The 18,248-nt window shown below is 28.3% G+C and carries 24 protein-coding genes, 1 tRNA gene and 1 riboswitch; of the genes, 10 read left to right on the top strand and 15 right to left on the bottom strand.

Annotated elements, in window-relative coordinates; translation table 11 throughout:
• Window positions 1-152 precede the first annotated feature (152 nt).
• From CLPUN_RS16405 to CLPUN_RS16390, 7 genes are all read right to left on the bottom strand, one after another.
• The gene (locus CLPUN_RS16405; RefSeq protein WP_077848326.1) at window positions 153-491 is read right to left on the bottom strand and encodes a hypothetical protein; all 339 of its coding nucleotides are present in this window, start codon (window positions 489-491) and stop codon (window positions 153-155) included.
• Between the two features lie 261 nt (window positions 492-752).
• Complete coding sequence (locus CLPUN_RS16400; RefSeq protein WP_077848325.1) at window positions 753-1,388, bottom strand: hypothetical protein; 636 nt, start codon at window positions 1,386-1,388, stop codon at window positions 753-755.
• A gap of 2 nt (window positions 1,389-1,390) precedes the next feature.
• On the bottom strand, window positions 1,391-1,573 hold the full coding sequence (locus CLPUN_RS16395; RefSeq protein WP_077848324.1) for a hypothetical protein: 183 nt from the start codon (window positions 1,571-1,573) through the stop codon (window positions 1,391-1,393).
• Between the two features lie 14 nt (window positions 1,574-1,587).
• Window positions 1,588-1,743, bottom strand: coding sequence for a hypothetical protein (locus tag CLPUN_RS27725; RefSeq protein ID WP_158078790.1), 156 nt, complete (start codon window positions 1,741-1,743; stop codon window positions 1,588-1,590).
• Window positions 1,743-1,880, bottom strand: a complete 138-nt coding sequence (locus CLPUN_RS28170; RefSeq protein ID WP_198944358.1) for a hypothetical protein — start codon at window positions 1,878-1,880, stop codon at window positions 1,743-1,745. The genes CLPUN_RS27725 and CLPUN_RS28170 overlap by 1 nt, the downstream gene beginning before the upstream one ends.
• Window positions 1,873-2,043, bottom strand: a complete 171-nt coding sequence (locus tag CLPUN_RS27180; protein ID WP_143329074.1) for a BC1881 family protein — start codon at window positions 2,041-2,043, stop codon at window positions 1,873-1,875. The genes CLPUN_RS28170 and CLPUN_RS27180 overlap by 8 nt, the downstream gene beginning before the upstream one ends.
• Window positions 2,044-2,691: 648 nt before the next feature.
• Window positions 2,692-3,486 (bottom strand): helix-turn-helix domain-containing protein, encoded by a 795-nt coding sequence (locus CLPUN_RS16390; RefSeq protein ID WP_158078789.1) that lies wholly within the window; start codon window positions 3,484-3,486, stop codon window positions 2,692-2,694.
• A 154-nt stretch (window positions 3,487-3,640) separates the two neighbouring features.
• On the opposite strand from CLPUN_RS16390, the gene CLPUN_RS16385 reads away from it, so the two are divergent.
• The 8 genes from CLPUN_RS16385 to CLPUN_RS16365 all read left to right on the top strand — a co-directional run bounded on the left by CLPUN_RS16385 (window position 3,641) and on the right by CLPUN_RS16365 (window position 7,510).
• Window positions 3,641-3,841 (top strand): helix-turn-helix transcriptional regulator, encoded by a 201-nt coding sequence (locus tag CLPUN_RS16385; protein ID WP_077848322.1) that lies wholly within the window; start codon window positions 3,641-3,643, stop codon window positions 3,839-3,841.
• A gap of 131 nt (window positions 3,842-3,972) precedes the next feature.
• Window positions 3,973-4,179 carry a hypothetical protein gene (locus CLPUN_RS16380; RefSeq protein WP_077848321.1) on the top strand — a complete coding sequence of 69 codons (207 nt, stop codon included), beginning with the start codon at window positions 3,973-3,975 and terminating at the stop codon, window positions 4,177-4,179.
• A gap of 17 nt (window positions 4,180-4,196) precedes the next feature.
• Entirely contained in the window at window positions 4,197-4,337 is a 141-nt protein-coding gene (locus tag CLPUN_RS28165) for a hypothetical protein (RefSeq protein WP_198944357.1), read from the top strand.
• 15 nt (window positions 4,338-4,352) lie between these two features.
• A complete protein-coding gene (locus CLPUN_RS29245) occupies window positions 4,353-4,484 on the top strand; it encodes a hypothetical protein (RefSeq protein WP_278281664.1) in 132 nt (43 codons plus the stop codon).
• Window positions 4,465-6,609, top strand: coding sequence for a VapE domain-containing protein (locus CLPUN_RS16375; RefSeq protein WP_077848320.1), 2,145 nt, complete (start codon window positions 4,465-4,467; stop codon window positions 6,607-6,609). The genes CLPUN_RS29245 and CLPUN_RS16375 overlap by 20 nt, the downstream gene beginning before the upstream one ends.
• A 19-nt stretch (window positions 6,610-6,628) precedes the next feature.
• The gene (locus CLPUN_RS16370; protein WP_077848319.1) at window positions 6,629-6,826 is read left to right on the top strand and encodes a hypothetical protein; all 198 of its coding nucleotides are present in this window, start codon (window positions 6,629-6,631) and stop codon (window positions 6,824-6,826) included.
• Between the two features lie 215 nt (window positions 6,827-7,041).
• Window positions 7,042-7,179, top strand: coding sequence for a hypothetical protein (locus CLPUN_RS27720; RefSeq protein WP_158078788.1), 138 nt, complete (start codon window positions 7,042-7,044; stop codon window positions 7,177-7,179).
• A gap of 112 nt (window positions 7,180-7,291) precedes the next feature.
• Window positions 7,292-7,510 carry a hypothetical protein gene (locus tag CLPUN_RS16365; protein ID WP_077848318.1) on the top strand — a complete coding sequence of 73 codons (219 nt, stop codon included), beginning with the start codon at window positions 7,292-7,294 and terminating at the stop codon, window positions 7,508-7,510.
• A 203-nt stretch (window positions 7,511-7,713) separates the two neighbouring features.
• Here the strand turns inward: CLPUN_RS16365 and CLPUN_RS16360 are convergent, their stop codons facing one another.
• The 5 genes from CLPUN_RS16360 to CLPUN_RS16340 all read right to left on the bottom strand — a co-directional run bounded on the left by CLPUN_RS16360 (window position 7,714) and on the right by CLPUN_RS16340 (window position 12,787).
• Window positions 7,714-8,682 carry a tyrosine-type recombinase/integrase gene (locus tag CLPUN_RS16360; RefSeq protein ID WP_077848317.1) on the bottom strand — a complete coding sequence of 323 codons (969 nt, stop codon included), beginning with the start codon at window positions 8,680-8,682 and terminating at the stop codon, window positions 7,714-7,716.
• A gap of 21 nt (window positions 8,683-8,703) precedes the next feature.
• Window positions 8,704-9,642: a tyrosine-type recombinase/integrase gene (locus CLPUN_RS16355; protein WP_077848316.1), complete on the bottom strand. Its 939-nt coding sequence runs from the start codon at window positions 9,640-9,642 to the stop codon at window positions 8,704-8,706.
• Window positions 9,643-9,752: 110 nt separating this feature from the next.
• Window positions 9,753-9,842 (bottom strand) — tRNA-Ser (locus CLPUN_RS16350).
• Window positions 9,843-10,292: 450 nt separating this feature from the next.
• Window positions 10,293-11,534: an Nramp family divalent metal transporter gene (locus tag CLPUN_RS16345; RefSeq protein ID WP_077848315.1), complete on the bottom strand. Its 1,242-nt coding sequence runs from the start codon at window positions 11,532-11,534 to the stop codon at window positions 10,293-10,295.
• Window positions 11,531-12,787 (bottom strand): magnesium transporter, encoded by a 1,257-nt coding sequence (locus CLPUN_RS16340; protein ID WP_077848314.1) that lies wholly within the window; start codon window positions 12,785-12,787, stop codon window positions 11,531-11,533. The genes CLPUN_RS16345 and CLPUN_RS16340 overlap by 4 nt, the downstream gene beginning before the upstream one ends.
• A gap of 244 nt (window positions 12,788-13,031) precedes the next feature.
• A riboswitch (M-box (ykoK) riboswitch) is annotated at window positions 13,032-13,203 on the bottom strand.
• Between the two features lie 204 nt (window positions 13,204-13,407).
• Between CLPUN_RS16340 and CLPUN_RS16335 the strand changes: the two genes are divergently transcribed.
• Together CLPUN_RS16335 and CLPUN_RS27715 are read left to right on the top strand one after the other, a co-directional pair.
• Window positions 13,408-14,715 (top strand): helix-turn-helix domain-containing protein, encoded by a 1,308-nt coding sequence (locus tag CLPUN_RS16335; RefSeq protein ID WP_077848313.1) that lies wholly within the window; start codon window positions 13,408-13,410, stop codon window positions 14,713-14,715.
• A 20-nt stretch (window positions 14,716-14,735) separates the two neighbouring features.
• Window positions 14,736-14,888: a hypothetical protein gene (locus tag CLPUN_RS27715; protein ID WP_158078787.1), complete on the top strand. Its 153-nt coding sequence runs from the start codon at window positions 14,736-14,738 to the stop codon at window positions 14,886-14,888.
• Window positions 14,889-15,037: 149 nt separating this feature from the next.
• Here the strand turns inward: CLPUN_RS27715 and CLPUN_RS16330 are convergent, their stop codons facing one another.
• The 3 genes from CLPUN_RS16330 to CLPUN_RS16320 form a co-directional block, all read right to left on the bottom strand.
• Complete coding sequence (locus tag CLPUN_RS16330; RefSeq protein WP_077848312.1) at window positions 15,038-15,490, bottom strand: nucleoside deaminase; 453 nt, start codon at window positions 15,488-15,490, stop codon at window positions 15,038-15,040.
• A gap of 248 nt (window positions 15,491-15,738) precedes the next feature.
• Complete coding sequence (locus CLPUN_RS16325) at window positions 15,739-16,689, bottom strand: carbohydrate kinase family protein (RefSeq protein WP_077848311.1); 951 nt, start codon at window positions 16,687-16,689, stop codon at window positions 15,739-15,741.
• Window positions 16,682-18,139: a glycoside hydrolase family 32 protein gene (locus CLPUN_RS16320; RefSeq protein ID WP_077848310.1), complete on the bottom strand. Its 1,458-nt coding sequence runs from the start codon at window positions 18,137-18,139 to the stop codon at window positions 16,682-16,684. Before CLPUN_RS16320 ends, CLPUN_RS16325 begins: the two co-directional genes overlap by 8 nt.
• Between the last annotated feature and the right edge of the window lie 109 nt (window positions 18,140-18,248).

Below are 18,248 nucleotides of genomic sequence, written 5' to 3'. Positions count from 1 at the left end.
TGTTCCACAAATGTAATTCCTTAAATTTCCAAGCAACATAGTTGCTTTATTTGTCATGCACTTTTTTATTGACTAAAAAATATGATTTTTTTATTAACTTATATTGACTTCATATAGTTAGTCTCATTCCTTCTAAGCTATCGACTTTTGTTTTATACACTCATTGCAATTAATTCCTGTAGCTGTGGAATTATTTCGACCATAGGAAATACATTAAAACCATCTAGCCACTCTATAGGCTCTGGGATAGTGTTATCTGCTGTCTTAGCAAAAACCCAAGCAATATTATAGAATAATTCAAAATTTATACTTGCAAGCTTTTCACTATTACTTTTTTTAGATTTCATTGCTTTTTGCAAGTTTTCTAACTTGCATAACTCCGAAAAATAATCTTTCCCAAATTGTTTTTTGTACCTCAATGCCGTTGCTGCAGTAGCTTTAAATTTAATTTGTTTACCATCAATTTCAATTATTTTTACATTATTTTGCATTTTCTTTCACCTCATATATATTTTTTTTTTATTTAATATCATTGTTAATAAAGACCAATAAACCTATCATACTAAGCCATAAACAAGCCTATTTTTCATCATAGTGAATTACACCCTTGATATTCTCGTCATATAGAGCGTATTAGGAGGCACTCACACCCCCTTTCAAAAAAATTATTTTATCGCTCTATTGGAAAAAGTTCCTCTCCCCGGTCTCCAACCGTCCCATTGATTTTTAAAATTAGGGGCGGGGTACCTTCTTTACTTCTCAATTCCAAAATATTCTTTTGCTAGATCAACAAGCATGTTAGTATAAATATCTTGTGGTATTAAGATACCCTTAGGCTCACCATACTTTGATTCTAATTTTCTTTTAAGTTCTTTACTTATATATCCTTCACTTATCATGAAAGGTGTTCTCTCTGCAGCGTCAGCATCTGCAATAGCTCTTACTCTCTCACGCTCTTGGTTAATATTAAATGCAGTAGTATATACAATTGATGTTACATATTCATTAAAACCTAATCCTTCCTTGCGTGCTTCCTTATCTAACATATCAATAGTATCTTTGTCACATTCTACCTCTATACTTCTAACATTACCGTGTGCAATGTATTCAAATGGTTCAACATATAATTCCTTTAGTTGTTCTCTGTTTTTAATAGCATACTTAAGAAAGTTTTCTTTGTTTGTTTGTGAATACCATATGTCTTTTGTAATAGGATCTAATTGTCCGGATACTCTCCAATCCAATACAACTTTTATAGTACGTGCTTTCTTCTCTTCTTCCAGTTGTCTTTCCTTATCGACTTTCTTGCTTCTAATAGCAGCAGGACTCTTCTTATTATTTTCAATAATTTCTTTTTCTCTCTCGGCTCTTTTATCAACTATTTTCATTCTTATAATCCCTTCCTTACTTCTAATAATTCTTTTCGCATCTTATCTCTTTGCTCCTGGAATAATCCTTTGTTCTTAGCTCTCTTTTCAATGTTGCCTATAGCCTGTAATCTGCCACTTATTTCAGCGCCACGTCTTACGACTTTATCTCTTTTGGCTCTGTCTTCTCTGTTTTGATAATCCATAACTTTTCACTCCTTTACATATTTAAATTTGAATTAGCATTCTGATTTACTTTTAAGATTTTCTTATCCGGATCCACTAATTTTTTTTTAAATAATTCTTTACTTTTGATTTTTGCTTTGTTCTTATAAGTTAAATCTTGATATCCAACTTTCCTATAAGCATAACCCATTAGGAATCACTCTCCTTCTCCTTTTCATTAAATTTCTTCTCCCAACACTTCTCTTGTGCTGCCTTAACTTTATCCTTATTCTTTGCCCTCCATTCTTTCATATAAGCGTTTCTTTGTTCCTTAGCTTTATCATTCAATACAAATCACTCCTTCATCTTCTTTCAAATATACAAACACCATCGTAGTGCTTTCAGGTCTTACTACATAACTCTTATATAGTCCTGTAGTAATTACTTCTATGCCTTCTCTACTTTTTAATTCATTTACTAATTCTTTAGTTGATACTTGCGACAAATCCATTACTAATTTCTCCTTTCCTTATATTTTGATAAAATAAAAAGGCTACGGTAATAAATCACTTAACTCATAATTACGTTTAGTAAAATTTATTTCCCGCAGCCATTAAATTCTTAATGCTTTCCACTTCTAAAAGTGGGGTACTTTTCTATTCATTTTTATTTCTATCTTTGTATTTATTATAACATATTATTGCCTTTAATCATAGTATTTTCAATAGCTTAAGGCTATTTTTATTTAAATATTTTCAGCTTAATATTTTCCAATAATCATATAAATAAATATGTGTGACGCTTAATTAAGATGTGACCCTATTGTGACGCTATTTTTATACTACTGTCACATTCTAAAAGTGTTGATATTACTTGCTTACATACTACTATGTGACTATTGTGACTATATATTATATATAATAAATAATAATAATATAAGGTGTAATATGCCATATATACACCCTATGCGCGCCATAGAAAAAAATTCGACACGTCACGTCACGCCCACTCAAAGCCTTGATATTATGGGATTTATAGAGTTTTTACAGGTGTCACACATTGCGTCACGTTTCCATATTTTAGACATTGTTTAAGGTGAAATAAAAAAATCCCTTACGAAATTAGTAAAGGATCATAAAATGCTTAGTATTATTTATAATTAATCTTTTTTTAATTTCTTTAACTCATCTTCAATTATAAATTTTGCATAACTATCGATTTTATTTATAATTTCATTATATATAGGCAATAACTTAGATTCAAATTCAGTTATTATAGGACTTTCATTGTTATATATACTTAATATGCTTTCATCATTTTTACTTGATATATTTATCTTAAAATTATATTTTTCTAATAAATCAACTAATTTTTCTGTATCGTTTTTTGTTACTCCGTCATAAAGTAAAGTTTTTATTTTACTTGATATAATAGGATTTTTATTGATTCTATTAATGTTCTGGTGATAAAATTCTTCAAGTTCAATCTCATCATCTTCCCACCTTTTGTCATACCAAAAATCAATAAGTTTTAGCTGCTCATCAATTTCTAATTCTTTATTTTCTTCTATACATTTTTTCAAAGAATTTATACTTATTTCTGTATGTGATCTAATAATTTCAAAACTATAATCTTCTGGATTTCCTCCATTTTCAATAAATTCACGTTCATTTGCAAAATCGGTATCTAGAGGAAGATCTACTTTAACATAATCCATACGCAAAATAGCTGCTATTAATATACTTGAAAACGAAGTTGATTCATCGTTTAATAATTCATCTAGTGGTACATCCAAAAAATCAGATATTTTTTTTATAGTTTCAATATTAGGTTGTCTGTTTCCGCTTTCATAATTTTGAATAGTTCTAACTGTAACTGCTAATTCATGAGCAAGCTCTGATTGTTTAATTTTTTTCTTTTTTCTTTCAGTTTTAATATTTTCACCTAAACTCATGTACTTGTCTCCTTTAATATAAGATGTTTTTATTTTATCACATATGAACATAAAGTTCACTAATCAATTCAAAAATATATTGACACGAACAAATCGTTGAGTTATTATTTAATTACGGAAAATATGAACAATATGTTCGTATGAGGTAAATAATATGACATATTCAAAATTAAAAGTTGAAAGAGTAAAGAACAACAAAACTCAAGATGATTTGGCAACAGATTCTAAGGTCTGTAGAACTACTATTTCACAAATTGAAAATGGTAGAGTTGATAATATTCAACTAGGTACCTTAAAGAAAATTGCTACTGCTCTTGGATCATCTGTACAAGAATTATTCTTATCTGAAAATTAACCTAGCTGAAAAATCAGCCAGTTAAAAATCCTATCTTAAAATTCTAAAAAATCATATCTAATAGTAAAGGTTAGCTCCTGCTTATAGCTAGCACAAAATAAATTAGTATTTGTACTGGAGGTAGAATCAAAATGAAATTTTGCATAATGACACCAAGTAAAAGCATGATACTTATCATTAATGAAATTAAGTTCAATGATGATAAAACAGTTGCAGAATTAATATCTGATAATTCAATAATTGGAAAGTTAGATTTAGATCAATGCAACTTAAAGAAACTTAATAGAACTGATGGCAATATGGAATATTACGAAATTATAGAAAAATTAAATTTATAAACTGGAGGTATAATTTTATGCAATTACAGCTTAGATATAAAACAGATGCTGAAAAAAATAAAATAATTGAAATATTATCAACAAAAGCAACTATAGCCAAAATCAGCAAACCTTATAGATCAGGTAAATTTTATAGAATTTATTTAGATGTTGAGTAAATGGAGGTGGAATAGATGAATCTTAAGATTTTTACAGATTATGTACAACTTATGAAAAAATACGATAAAACAGTGATATTTAAAGGACTGATGCTTTTTAAGCATAGTCTTAAGTATGTGATATCATTTGACAAAGGAAGAATTTAAAAACATAGATCTAAAAAATTTAATAGAATCTGAAACAGGACAAAGATTTGACGGAAATAATAAAATGCTTTCACCTTTCGTAAGCGAAAAAACTCCAAGCTTTTCGATTTATTTTAATCGTAAAAATAACAAATGGATGTTTAAAGACTTTTCAAGTGGTGAAGGTGGCGATTGCATTGACTTCTATATGAAATATAAAAATGTACGCTATATTGATGCCTGTAAGTACTTAAATATTGAGCCTAATGAAGAATATGGCAGACTAATGACTTTAGTTGAAAAAGTAGAAATAGCTATAAAACAGCTTAACTTTAAAGATAGTAATGATAATCCATTAAAGCATATACACACTTATATATTTGTGGATCAGTACAACAAACCTATATATTTTGAAGCTAAGTTTAAAGATATTGCCAATAAAAGTACAAGCCGTTTTTTATCAATTAATAATGACGGTAATGTAATTCCAAAGCGTGAAGCTGATGCAGTTCCGTATAACTTCTATACGTTGTTAGATGGATTAAAAAATAATAAAGATATATTTATCGTTGAAGGCGCAAAAGATGCTGATACACTTATTCATTTTGGATATTTGGCAACATCATTTAAAGGTGTAACTGAATTTGATTATAGTATATTTAAAGATGCTATAGTTTATTGTTGTCCAGATACAGGTCATCCAGGTGAAAAGTACAAGGATGATTTATATTATAAACTTAAAGATTATGCAAAAGAGTTTAATGTGATATATCCTAAAGGATGGAATAAGTTTCCTTCAAATTTCGATATCACTGATTATTTCCAAAGTGGTGGAACGTTAAATGACTTTAAAGCAGCTTTAATCGATAAGTGGGATTATATAAAAAATAGAAATTTCAAATATGTGACTAAAGAAGGCTTTCCAAAAAAGATATGGGAAAATTTTCAGCGTATATGCGAGCTTAACCATATTACAATTAGATACAATGAACTTTCTAAAAAACTTGAATTTGAAGGCAATATATTTAGCTTAAAAAATAATAGTGTTGCTTGTATGGAAGATTTATATTCTTTGTGTGTAAAATTCAATTTTAATATTAGCAAATCAAATTTAAGAGATTTCGTATTTAGAGTATCTCAAGCTAACTCATATAATCCGGCAAGAGATTATTTTGAAGAATGTTATAAGAATTGGAATCATGAAGAAGGATACATCAGGCAATTAGCAGATACCATAATAACCTCAGATGATTATGACAATAATTTCAAATTACTATTACTGAAAAAATGGCTTATAGGTACTGCAAATATATCTTTTAATGATGGTACTCAAAATATGAATGGTATACTTGTTATCCAAGGCAATCAAGGTCTAGGAAAAACACGTTGGATAAAAACACTATTGCCTAATTCTCAGTGGATAGATACTGATAAACTCATTAATCCTAAAAAAGTTGATGATGTTATTGACGTTACATCAGCTTTAATTGTAGAACTTGGTGAATTAAAAACAAGCTTAAAAAAAGATACTGTTGACGCTTTAAAAATGTTTTTCACCAGGACCAAAGATAGATATAGGCGTCCCTATGGTACAAATGCCGAAGAATATCCCAGAGTAACTTCATTTTATGCAACCATTAACAATAATGAATTTCTTGAAGATAATACAGGCAATCGTCGTTACTGGTGTATTAATGTTACTAATATAATTGTAGATCATAATATTGACATTAGCCAGTTATGGGGAGAAATAATGCATCTTTTAAAAGATAAAAAAGAACCTCATTGGTTAAATAAAGAGGAAGAGCAGCAATTATATATTGTTAACTCTAATTTCGAAGTTAAAACTGAAGCTGACTCAAGGGTTATGGATAATTTAAATTGGTCAGCACCTAATGAATATTGGCTATACAAAACTTTTACACAAGTATGTAATGAGCTTGATATAAAACCTAATACAGAGTCAAGAAATACATTAATGAAACTTGGTGCTATTCCTCCTCCAAATAATAAGACCTTTAGAGCTAATGGTGCTTCTAAGCGTTGGTGGTTAGTTCCTCCAGTAAACTTTAGCATAGAAGATGATGATTCAATAGAAATTGCTGATATTAAACCAAAAGAAATTCAACAAAAAATATTAATTTAATAAAAAGGAGAATCAAGTAATGAATAGAGATAATTTAAGAAAAGTTGAGGTATTAAAATGTGATTCGGAGGATAACATAAAAATTTTATATAATGGTTATTTCCATCAAATAATAAATGAATTTTGCCAAGATAGAACATTTCTGAAGGCTGTAATTGAATTGGAAGACGGTACCATTAGAACTGTTAGTTTATATGATATTAAATTTATAAGTTAATGGATAAAAATAAAAGATATATATAAAACTATATACCTCAAGAAGCTATTAACTAATTGAATCTGAACAATTTAATAATACATTGATAGCTTCTAAATTGCAATAGTAAATTTTTAGGAGTGAGAATATTATGAGTGAACATGAAATCATTTTAGAACTATCTAGACTTTTAGATAACTTAAAACAGTTACTAACTATAGAAAGGAATGTTGAAAATGAAAGATCAATTAATAGAACTAATTAAAACTATTGATGATACTAAAACATTAAACTTACTTTATGCCTGTGCAGTAGAGCTTAAAAAGAAAATTAATGCTGAAGGAGTTGATCTAAGTGCAAGAACAAATAATTGAAATGGTCAAAGGTATTAACAATCCTAAAATCTTAAAATTAATCTATATGTATGTTAAAGTAGCTAAAAAGAAAGCAGACACTAAGTAAATTTAAATATGGGAGGTTTATATCATGAACGTCAAAGATATAGTTAAGAAAGTCAATGAATTTAGATATAGAGGTAAAAAGTGTAAGGTATTTACTATATGTGAAGATATAGAAAGCTTCTATGGCTACTATAAGGACATAAAAGGTATAAGACATTGTTTTATAAATGCTAATTTAAAAGGCATAGAGAGAGTCAGAATACTTCACAATTTAATAACCGGTAGAAGGGTAAGGATGGTGTAATATATGAATGAAGCTGAAAAATATTTACTAGAAATCTTACGTCATTTCAATAAACGAAAATAATAATTGAAAGGGTTGATAATTATGCCAGAAGCGGACGCATATTTATATGAAATAATGAGAAAAAGAAAGTCAAAGAGAGCTGCTAAAAGTTCTAAATAAATCCAGCAATTAATGGAAGATAAATTAATATCTCCCCTTCTTTACTTTCTATTTTTTAATTTCATTCTGGTGCCTTTAACTCTATTTCTCAAAACATCCAATGGATTATATTGAAGTAATTCCTCTTTAAAATCTAATGGAAGTAAATTAACATATCTTTCTGTAGTTTTTATTGTACTATGATTTAATAGTACTTTTAATTTATAGATATCCCCACCATTTTTTATGAACATAGTAGCGAAAGTGTTCCTAAATGTATTAATTCCATGCATTTTTACATTACAGTGTTTGAAATAATTCTCTAAATTTTCATGAAGAGTATTATATGACATTTGAGTACCATCTATTTTAGGAAACAACAAGTCATTATTTTTAAGACCCATATTACTTATATACTCCAACAACTCACCTCTTAAAAATCTTGACAATGGTACTGTTTCCTGTCTTTTAGTCTTCATATGTCTAAATAATATTGATTGATTTTCATAATTAATATCTTTTACTCTTACATTAAGTATGGTTTGACTTCTACATCCGGTTCCCATGAAAAAAGCAATCATTACGTATGATCTATAATCACCTATAACACAAGTATCTAAATCAGGTTTGGTTAATAACATTTTTATTTCTTTCTCAGTATAAATAGATTTTTTCTCCAATAATACATTTGGTATTTTAATTTCAAATTCCTTCAAATACTCTTTTTTAAAGCAATACGTTAAAAATGCTTTTAATTTAACCACGAATGTTGAATAAGAATTTCCTTTAAGGCCTCTATCCATCATACTGGTAACATGTGCTTGAACCATACCTTCAGTTATTTTAGTTATATTTTCATCAACACTTATCATCTTTGGCAGCTCATATTTATAGAAACTTTTTTTACTCTCAATAGTAGCCTCTCTCTGTCCCCTATACTTACAATAATTCATATATTCTTCATAACAATCTGATACAGTTCTAGTGTAATTTTTAACGTCTCTAAAGGCTCTTAGCTTAATTCTTGCCATTGTAATTCTCTCCTTTATTTTTTATTTTCGCATTTTTATTGATTTTTTACTAACAAATTCTAAAGGATTAAATTCTTCAAAGTCTTTTTGCAAGTCTTTAGTAAACATATTAACATAATTACGGACCATATCTAAATTACTATGATTAAGTATCTTTTGGAGCTTTATTATATCTCCATGATTAAGAATCCATTGCTTAGCAAAAGTATGTCTCCAACGGTGTATTTCTGTTTTGTTTACATACCTACTATTATTATAAATCTTCATACTACCGTTAAGAGCATCCCTACTGATTTTATTACCATAAGCTGAACAGAATAGATAGTCACTCTCATTCCCTTTTCTAATGGCTAAATATTCCCTTAAAATAGGCTGTAACGACTTAGTTATTGGTATTACTAGAGGTTTCCTATTCTTAGTTGTTTTTAGACTTATCAAATTATTATCTAAATCTATTTCATTGATCTTTAAATTAGTCAAATTAGAAGATCGCATGCCTGTAGCATAAAGCGTATTGCATATTACCCAATTTCTAAATTCTATAAAGTTGCATTTATTTTTATTTGGTTTTTTTAGCAGTAATTTGACTTCTTCATCTGTATAGGTTTCAATTAGCGGCTTATCATATCTTATTAATGCTATATGAAATTTCTCCATGTATCCTATTTTCATGAAATAATATAGAATGGCTTTTAGAGCTCTAAGATAAGTATGTATAGTTATGTCCTTTATATCTAATTCATTCTGACAACCTATAATAAAGTTATCAACTGTTGCCTTAGTTATATCCTTTATTCGCATCTTAGGATCAATAAACTTATAAATACTCTTTATAGAATTATCATAGAATTGAATTGTTGCAGGTCTTAAATTCCTAGCTCTGCAATTAAAGATAAACTCGTCAAAACCTTTGTCAAAAGTCATATCTTTCGTACTAACTTCTATCATTTTTCTTTTCAAAACATCTACCACCTTTACATAAAAAAATACACACGTTTCAACTATTTTTCAATAAAAAACGTGTGTAGTAATTTTATATCTCCATAAGGTGGAGCACGCATAAACACTGGTGGCGGAGAGAAGGGGATTTGAACCCCTGATAGAGTTGCCCCTATACACGCTTTCCAGGCGTGCTCCTTCGACCACTCGGACATCTCTCCATAAATAGAAAACTAAAAGTGAGAGTCCAAATCTTGTATTTGGGTTCTCGAACTTTTATATGGTGCAATCTATGATTTTAAGTGAATCACTTACTCAGCAAACGTATGTGAGTCAAGTTTCCTTTATTAATTATTTAATGCTTTTTCATAATATCATATATATATATCTAATTCAACTGAATATTTTTTGTAATACAATTTTCATTGTAGATAATATTATCTCATTTTATTTATGATAGATTAATTTATTTTAACATCTTAATAGTTTCTAGTTTAACTAGTTCTAAAAAAATATATACGGTTAATAAATAAAATGTCTAGATAAGCGAAAAAATGCATAAAGCATAAACATTGCGCTTACATGCATTTTTTAATATATCCACATTACTATTAATTCTAAAATTTTTAAGTTTAATAATTTTGCTTAAGAAATATCCTATATAAATATCACTATGAAATAAAGGGTGATATAACTAAAATAATAGATAAAGTTATAATAAATATAACTGTTGCCCAGGATATTATATTTTGGGTTTTATTATTAACATGTTCTCCCATTATACGTTTATCATTAATCAAAATTATCATGAATGTTAATATGATTGGCGATAATATTCCTGCTATTTGTTGAGATACAAGTATAATTTTAATAAGTGATATTCCTGGCATTAGCACGAATAATGCACCTAATATAATTATTCCAGTGTATATTCCAAAGAAAGCAGGTGCATCCTTATAATCATTATCAACACCACTTTCCCACCCGAAAGCTTCACATATTGCATATGACGTAGAAAGAGGTATGACAGCTGTAGCAAGAACTGAAGCTCCAAATAATCCTCCCCCAAAAAGTATAAATGCCCATTCTCCAGCTAGCGGTTTTAAGGCCATCGCTGCTTCCTCTGCAGAAGTTATAGTTATTCCAGCTTTATAAAGCGTTGCTGCTGTGCAGACAATTATAAAAAACGCTACTGCATTTCCCCAAAAGGCTCCTAAATAAACATCAATTTTTTCATATTTATATTCAGATATACTTATTTTTTTATCTACTATTGATGATTGGAGATAAAACTGCATATATGGAGTAATTGTTGTACCAATCATACCTATAAATGTAAGAATAAAACCTGTGTTTAATTCAATAGTAGGCGAAGCCATTGATCTTGCAACATAACTCCAGTCTGGTTTTGTTAAAAACGCAGAAATAATATAAGTAAAAAATACAAATGTAAATAGCAAGAAAATATTTTCTACCTTATTATATGATCCTTTAGTAACAAGAAACCAAATTCCTACAGAAACAATAGGTATTGATATATATTTACTTATATTAAAAAGTTCTAAACTTGCTGCAATACCTGCAAAATCTCCAAAAACAACTCCCATATTTGCAATCAATAAAATAGTCATTGCAAAGAAAGTAAGCTTAACACCAAATTTTTCTCTAATTAAATCTGACAAGCCCTTACCAGTTACTACTGCCATTCTTGCATTCATTTCTTGTATCACCGCAAGACTGAATGTAATTAAAAGTAATCCCCATAGCATTTTATATCCATATGACGCACCAACTGAAGCATAGGTTGTAATTCCACCTGCATCATTACCTGCATTTACAGTAATTAAACCTGGTCCAATAATTGTCATAATAAAGAGTATCTTTTTGAATCTATTAGACAATATTTTTTTCATATTACAACCCTCCTCAATAATTTATACTCATGAATACTATCGTTCAATGATACTACACCAGCCAAAGTATCATCCTCGTCTATAACTGGCATACAAACAAGATTATATTTATGCATTAAGCTAATAGCATCTTCAACTTCATCAGTATCTTTTAAACTATTAGGTCTTGTAGTCATAATATTATAAAGTTTAGTGCCTTTATCAGACATAATAAGCGAGAATAAAGAAACAGATCCCATAAGATTATTTCTATCATTTGTAACATATATATAATAGCTTTCATCTTCATCAGGATTATTATCTTTAAACCATGACAAAGCATCACTCACAGTTATATCTGGAAGGAAAGTTATAAAATCTTTTGACATAATACTTCCTACCGTCTCTTTTTCGTACTCCATAAGTTCTCTAATTTCATCTTGACTTTCTTCATCCATATGAGTAAGTAATTTTTCTGCTCTATCTTCCTCTATTTCTTCTAAGATATCAGCTATTTCATCAGATGGCATAATTTCAAGTATGTCAGATGCTTTTTGGTCAGACATAGATTTTAAAAGACCAACTTGAACATCAGTTTCAATTTCTTCAAAAACTTCAGCTGCCTTTTGATTATTTAAACTGTTAAATAATATATCTCTATTTTTATTATCAAGATCTTCAATTATATCTGCTATATCTGCAGCGTGCAAAGTCTCAATTTTATTCGCTGGCATATGAAGCTGCAGATTATTAATTCCTGTGGCTAAAGTCTGTACATTATCCCAAATAATTAATCTGTTTCTAAGTTGATATCTTAAGAGTCCTAAAAATCTGATAAAAGGATATTCCACATCAAGTCGTCTAAGTAATCCTCTAGTTCCTATATCAACAGCTATAAGCTGCCAATTAGAATTTACATTTCCAAGTCTTACATCATTAACACGTTCTACTTTTCTGCCATTTATATCTACTATTTGTTTATCTAAAAAATCCCTTACTAAAAAAATATCATTTTCATCAGGTTGCTTTATCAAAATGCTTTCGCTATTTATTTTGATCCTGTATCTTTCTTTTTGATCCTTTGATACATCAAATGACTCTGCTGATATATAAAAAGATTTTCTCCCATTTATTATTTGTATATATATTAAAGTAGGCTTTTCTTGACTAAAATCAAGAATAAAATCCTTTAATCTGCCAATTATTTGTCCAGAAATATTGTAAATTTCTTTATTTAGAATTTTACTAAAGAAGAAACTTGTTGCTTTTTCCATTTACCTCACCCTTTCAATTCAGGGCATCAAAAGTGCATCCAATTAATGCCCATAAAAATAGTATTACTTAAGCTTAAATAAAAATCCCTATCACACTTATCCGTACTGTCACCATCCATTGGATACACCTCCTTTAAATAATAAAAAGCCCTTCACTCACGGTGAAGGGTTACTAAAACACATAACATTATATTACAAAATACACGTAGAAATATATATAAATATATCCATAGCATACTTGTAGAATCTTCTTCACTCGTTGAGTTTTAGCACTATATAGCATAGAAAACCACAAAGTTTTCGGCTACATTAAGTAGAACCTTAATCCGGTAATACCTGTTGACCCATTGGCGTCTCTCGACGTTTCCGGGCAGCAGCATGTATCTATATAGGAGCCTCACCTAACAAAAATTTTATTTAATTTTGTATACTAATTCTACTACGCTAATATATAATCGTCAACAGTAGAACCCTACTTTATTAAACTGTATTATTTTCGCTTTAATTTTAGAAAGGCTTTGTACAAGAATAATTCCAATAGTTCTGTAAATAATTTTTGCTAATTATATAATAAATATTATATAATGTTAGCAAAAGATAATGTTTTTAGGTGATATAATATGATTTTTTTAACTCAAGGAAAAAAAATTAAAGCTTTAAGGTCAAAGCTATACATGAACCAACAAGATTTAGTGTCGGAAAACATAACAAGACCTCTCATAAGTATGATAGAACTTGGAAAAAGAAACTTAACCTATGATGCTGCTAATTCTATAATTAAAAAATTTAATAAAAAAGCTAACAAATTAGGAATTAATTTAGATGTAGATATAGACTATTTATTAAGATCACAATTTGACGATGCCAATATATATTGTTTAGAAAAACTTGAAAACAATAATATCGATGAGATTTTCGACGAGGTTATGCAAATATCAATTGAATATAATTTACTAGAAGTTAAATCTGTAGCATATAAAGCTAAGGGAGATTCTTGTTTTGATAAAAAGAATTTCGTAGAATCTTTTATTAATTATATTAATGCTATAGATATTTATAAAGATATAAATCAAAATGAAGATATACCTTATCTTTATTGGAAAAGTGCTCTTTCCAAAGCGCACTTATTACAATACAAAGAGGCATTATCTTATTTTAATCTCTCACGTCATTATTCATTGCTTTACAATAATACTGAAATTAAGGATATATCTTTGTATCACATAGCTAAATGCTCTATGCTATTAAATAATATAGATTTAGCTATGATTCAGATAAATAACTATTTGTCTACATGTAATAAGAATGAAACTTTTAATTACTATATTAATGCAAATATTTTGAAGGCTCGTTGTTATGAAATTGAAAAAAAATTTGATGATGCTATCTATATATACAAATCTCTAATTGAAGAGATTAGAGATTCTCAAATTTCTTCATTAGGAATTATATATAATAATTTAGGCTTAGCCTACTCCTATAAAAATGATTTTAAAACAAGTATAGAATATTTTGAAATGGCTATAAAATTTAGAACTCAACATGATAAAGCTAATTTATCACATACACTCATAGAAAAATCAATTGTTTTATTGCAGCAAGAGTTATATTTTAATTCCATTGAAACTTTAAAGTTAGGATTAAAATACGCTGAAGCTTACAATGATCTTGATTATTTAGTAAAAGGGAACTATCTAATGGCACGTATATATGATACAGTAAACGATACTCATAACTTAGAAAAATCATACTTAAAAATTGCTGATTTATTAAAGGATACTAACAGTGGTGATTTAATTTTAATTTATAACGAGCTAGCGTCTATATACTTAAATAAAAATAATATTGTTGATGCTAACTACTATTTATCTCTATCTAAAGACCTTATTAACAAAACCCCCAATTTATTGTATTATAAGAATATATAACATAAAGGGGTGATAATATTATGAAAAAAAAGCTAAATAAAACACTAAGTTTTTGTTTAAGTTCATTAATGCTAACATTAGTGATAGTAGCAGTTTCACCAAAACATGCTTCCGCTCCAACACCGACAAAATCTAACGGTGCACTTCATCTAATGGAAAATCCTCCATGGTAAATTAAAATAGTAAAAGGCTTATATTTTTAGCTATAGGCCTTTTCCATTTTAATCGTTGTTTTTATTGTAAACTTAATTTTGAAAATCATTTCTTAGTTTTCCATTCCTAAATCTTTCTTTTTAGCTTTTAAATATGTAATTAATACAATTTAGTTATAATTCTTTTTTCTTCTCTCATCAAAAAACTTTGTTAATAACCTTGAACACTCCTCATCATAGAGCCACTTAACATCTACAAATGAATTCAATCCTCTATTATCTAAAAGATTTATTACAGAACCACAACCACCCATATCCTTGTTAAAGGTTCCTATATAGATTTTAGATATTCTGCTTTGAAAAATAGCACTAGCACACATTGGGCATGGTTCTAATGTCACGTACATTTCAGTTCCATTTAATCTCCAATTTCCAATGTTCTTTGAAGCTTCTTTAATTGCAAGAATTTCAGCATGAGCTGTACTATCATTTAAGGTTTCTTTTAAATTGTGTGCCCTTCCTATTATAATACCATCCTTTACAATTACTGCCCCCACAGGAATCTCGCCTTTATTCATTGCTAATGTAGCTTCTTCCTTTGCTAATTCCATAAAATCACTCATATTATTTATACTCCTATAAACAAATTTATTAATTACTCATATTTCATCTGTTACTTTTTAAAACATTTTAACATACACTTTAATAATAAAACTACATGGTCTTAATTATTTTATTATTAATTATAATTCCAAGCAAAATAAAAAAAATCTGAATAAAATAAGGTATATTCCTAATTTCCTAGGAAATATACCTCTTCTATTTTAGTTTTATATTGCTCTATCTAGTCACTCTAAACAAGTTCTTTATTTTATACCTTTAGAGAATCTAAATCACTTAATGTGGGCATTGATGATATTGCACCATAATTTGTGCATGTAATTGCACCTACTTTATTTGCAAATGTAATTATATCTTTCCACTTTTCAAAACTTATACTTTGCTTTTCCTCAATATCAGCAACTTGTTTTAATACAGCTCCAACAAATGCATCTCCAGCCCCTGTTGAATCTATTTGTTTTATTTTGATAGATGGAATTATTTCATTTTCTCCATTAACACTTAAGTAAGTACCTTTAGATCCTAAAGTAATAGTAACAACCTTAACACCTAGTTCATGTAATTTACTAACTCCTGCAGTAATGTCTTTTTCATTTGTTAATAGTAATAATTCTTCATCACTAAGCTTTGTAAAATCACTTGCCTTTAAGAAAGATATACTATCTTCTACAAATCCTTTTAACTTGTCATCTGTGATTAAGGCATCACGGTAATTAGGATCAAAGGATACATATATATTATTAGCTTTTGCATGCTCTAATAATTTAAAATATGTCTTCTTTAACTCCCCTTCTAAAAATCCTGTTGCTGAACCAAAGTGAATTATATCTCCTTTATCTATCGTAGATAATTCAATATTCTCAAAAGAATATTCTCCATCACTACCTCTTAAGAAATCAAAATTACGTTCTCCATTTTCATCAATTCCAACTAGTGCTATTGTTGTACTTCCCTTAGATACTGCCATTTCAGTATTTATATTTAAATCCTCTAATAACTCTATTAGATATTTACCAAAGAAATCAACCCCCACTTGGCCTAAAAAGTACGCATTACCTTCTAATTTTGATATACTTGCTGCCACATTTGCAGGTGCTCCCCCTGCTTTCTTTTCAAATTTTTCACCATTTTTCAAACCTTTATTATCAACACAAACCATGTCGATTAAAAGTTCTCCAATACAAAAAATATTATTACTCATATTTTACACTCCTTAAATTCCATGCACATAACTCATTAATTTGAATTTTATCATCACTTTTAATTTCAATTTCTAATTTATCATCCTTTGGAAAGTACATTAAAGTTGTTACTTCTAATCCATCTTGATAATATATTTCCATAACTGAATTGTCAATAAACATATGTAACTTTAACTCTTCCCCAGTCTCTAGCTTAAACTTTCTTATTCCTTTTCCGCCTAAGCACATGTTACTTCTATCTATAATACATATTTGGCTCTTTTTATCATAAGTTATTAATATGTATTCATCTTTAAATTTAAACTTTACTTGTACAATATTAGTTTCAGAAATTCCTAAATTTAATATTATCTCTGCACATCTTGATTTTAAATTTAATTTATAATCGCTACAACTTAAATCATTAATATTTAGAATTTGGGATTGTCTTAGATTTTTTAATTTTTCAAATGGTTTTTGATACAATACATTATTTTTATATTCTAAAACTCTAGGAATAGTTAGAGAATACATCCAGCCATGTTCAAATGTTGGATATTCAAAATCCTTATCTGGAAGACCGATCCATCCAAACATTAAATTTTGATTATCATGGTTAAATACTTGTGGTGCATAAAAATCGAATCCCATATCTAATTCTTTAAATTCACTATGATTGTCAAGTTTGAGTTCTTTTAAATCTAGGCTGCCAATTACATAACCTGATTGAAATATATTTTGATACTTAAATTCCATACTTTCTAATCCTTGTGGTGAGAAAATAAATCCATATTTTTCATCATTTATCTTTACCAAATTAGGACATTCCCACATGTAACCAAAATTCTTCATGTCTGTTTTTAACTCTCCTAGAAGTTCCCATTTCATAGCATCCTCAGACTTATAAATCAAAACTTTTCCCTTTAAATCATTGCTTTGAACACCTAATACCATATAGTAAATTTTATTTTCTATAAAAATATATGGATCTCTAAAATGAGCTGTATACCCCTCTGGCTGCTTTTCAATAATTACCCCCTGCTTTTCAACAATTCCATTTTTATTATACGCAGCAACACATTGATAAGATTCTCTTTCACCACTCGCACTTCTCACATTTCCTGTATAATACAATTTTAATTCGTCATCTTTAACTAATCCACATCCAGAATAACAGCCGTTTTTATCAAACCAATCTTCTGGCTTTAAAATTATTTGAGGCTTAGTAAAATTCACAAAATCAGTTGTTGTGACTAGACCCCAGTGCTTTGTTTTATGCTCACATCCAAATGGATTCCATTGATAAAATATATGAAATTTATCGTTGAAATAACTTAAACCATTTGGATCATTAACTAAACCAAATGGCATTTCAATATGAAAATTATTTCTCCATATATCTTTGTTATTATTACTATAATATAAATTTAAATCTTGTTCTATTTTTTTGTAGGATTTTTCATTTAGCATCAGTTTCCTCTTCTCCTATTAATTAATTTTCTACATTTAAATATCAATTTATTTTCATTATTCTTTTTTAGAAAACATGATTTAATTGAATAGAGAAAACAATTTAAAA

Source organism: Clostridium puniceum, assembly GCF_002006345.1.
GTDB classification, from domain to species: Bacteria; Bacillota; Clostridia; order Clostridiales; family Clostridiaceae; genus Clostridium; species Clostridium puniceum.
This window is presented reverse-complemented; position numbering and strand designations above follow the sequence as displayed.

Bases quoted from the DNA above. Each gene is read 5' to 3' on its own strand.
- CLPUN_RS16405 (WP_077848326.1), bottom strand. From the start codon at position 491: ATGCAAAATAATGTAAAAATAATTGAAATTGATGGTAAACAAATTAAA.
- CLPUN_RS16400 (WP_077848325.1), bottom strand. From the start codon at position 1,388: ATGAAAATAGTTGATAAAAGAGCCGAGAGAGAAAAAGAAATTATTGAA.
- CLPUN_RS16395 (WP_077848324.1), bottom strand. From the start codon at position 1,573: ATGGATTATCAAAACAGAGAAGACAGAGCCAAAAGAGATAAAGTCGTA.
- CLPUN_RS27725 (WP_158078790.1), bottom strand. From the start codon at position 1,743: ATGGGTTATGCTTATAGGAAAGTTGGATATCAAGATTTAACTTATAAG.
- CLPUN_RS27180 (WP_143329074.1), bottom strand. From the start codon at position 2,043: ATGGATTTGTCGCAAGTATCAACTAAAGAATTAGTAAATGAATTAAAA.
- CLPUN_RS16390 (WP_158078789.1), bottom strand. From the start codon at position 3,486: ATGAGTTTAGGTGAAAATATTAAAACTGAAAGAAAAAAGAAAAAAATT.
- CLPUN_RS16385 (WP_077848322.1), top strand. From the start codon at position 3,641: ATGACATATTCAAAATTAAAAGTTGAAAGAGTAAAGAACAACAAAACT.
- CLPUN_RS16380 (WP_077848321.1), top strand. From the start codon at position 3,973: ATGAAATTTTGCATAATGACACCAAGTAAAAGCATGATACTTATCATT.
- CLPUN_RS28165 (WP_198944357.1), top strand. From the start codon at position 4,197: ATGCAATTACAGCTTAGATATAAAACAGATGCTGAAAAAAATAAAATA.
- CLPUN_RS29245 (WP_278281664.1), top strand. From the start codon at position 4,353: ATGAATCTTAAGATTTTTACAGATTATGTACAACTTATGAAAAAATAC.
- CLPUN_RS16370 (WP_077848319.1), top strand. From the start codon at position 6,629: ATGAATAGAGATAATTTAAGAAAAGTTGAGGTATTAAAATGTGATTCG.
- CLPUN_RS27720 (WP_158078788.1), top strand. From the start codon at position 7,042: ATGAAAGATCAATTAATAGAACTAATTAAAACTATTGATGATACTAAA.
- CLPUN_RS16365 (WP_077848318.1), top strand. From the start codon at position 7,292: ATGAACGTCAAAGATATAGTTAAGAAAGTCAATGAATTTAGATATAGA.
- CLPUN_RS16360 (WP_077848317.1), bottom strand. From the start codon at position 8,682: ATGGCAAGAATTAAGCTAAGAGCCTTTAGAGACGTTAAAAATTACACT.
- CLPUN_RS16345 (WP_077848315.1), bottom strand. From the start codon at position 11,534: ATGAAAAAAATATTGTCTAATAGATTCAAAAAGATACTCTTTATTATG.
- CLPUN_RS16340 (WP_077848314.1), bottom strand. From the start codon at position 12,787: ATGGAAAAAGCAACAAGTTTCTTCTTTAGTAAAATTCTAAATAAAGAA.
- CLPUN_RS16335 (WP_077848313.1), top strand. From the start codon at position 13,408: ATGATTTTTTTAACTCAAGGAAAAAAAATTAAAGCTTTAAGGTCAAAG.
- CLPUN_RS27715 (WP_158078787.1), top strand. From the start codon at position 14,736: ATGAAAAAAAAGCTAAATAAAACACTAAGTTTTTGTTTAAGTTCATTA.
- CLPUN_RS16330 (WP_077848312.1), bottom strand. From the start codon at position 15,490: ATGAGTGATTTTATGGAATTAGCAAAGGAAGAAGCTACATTAGCAATG.
- CLPUN_RS16325 (WP_077848311.1), bottom strand. From the start codon at position 16,689: ATGAGTAATAATATTTTTTGTATTGGAGAACTTTTAATCGACATGGTT.
- CLPUN_RS16320 (WP_077848310.1), bottom strand. From the start codon at position 18,139: ATGCTAAATGAAAAATCCTACAAAAAAATAGAACAAGATTTAAATTTA.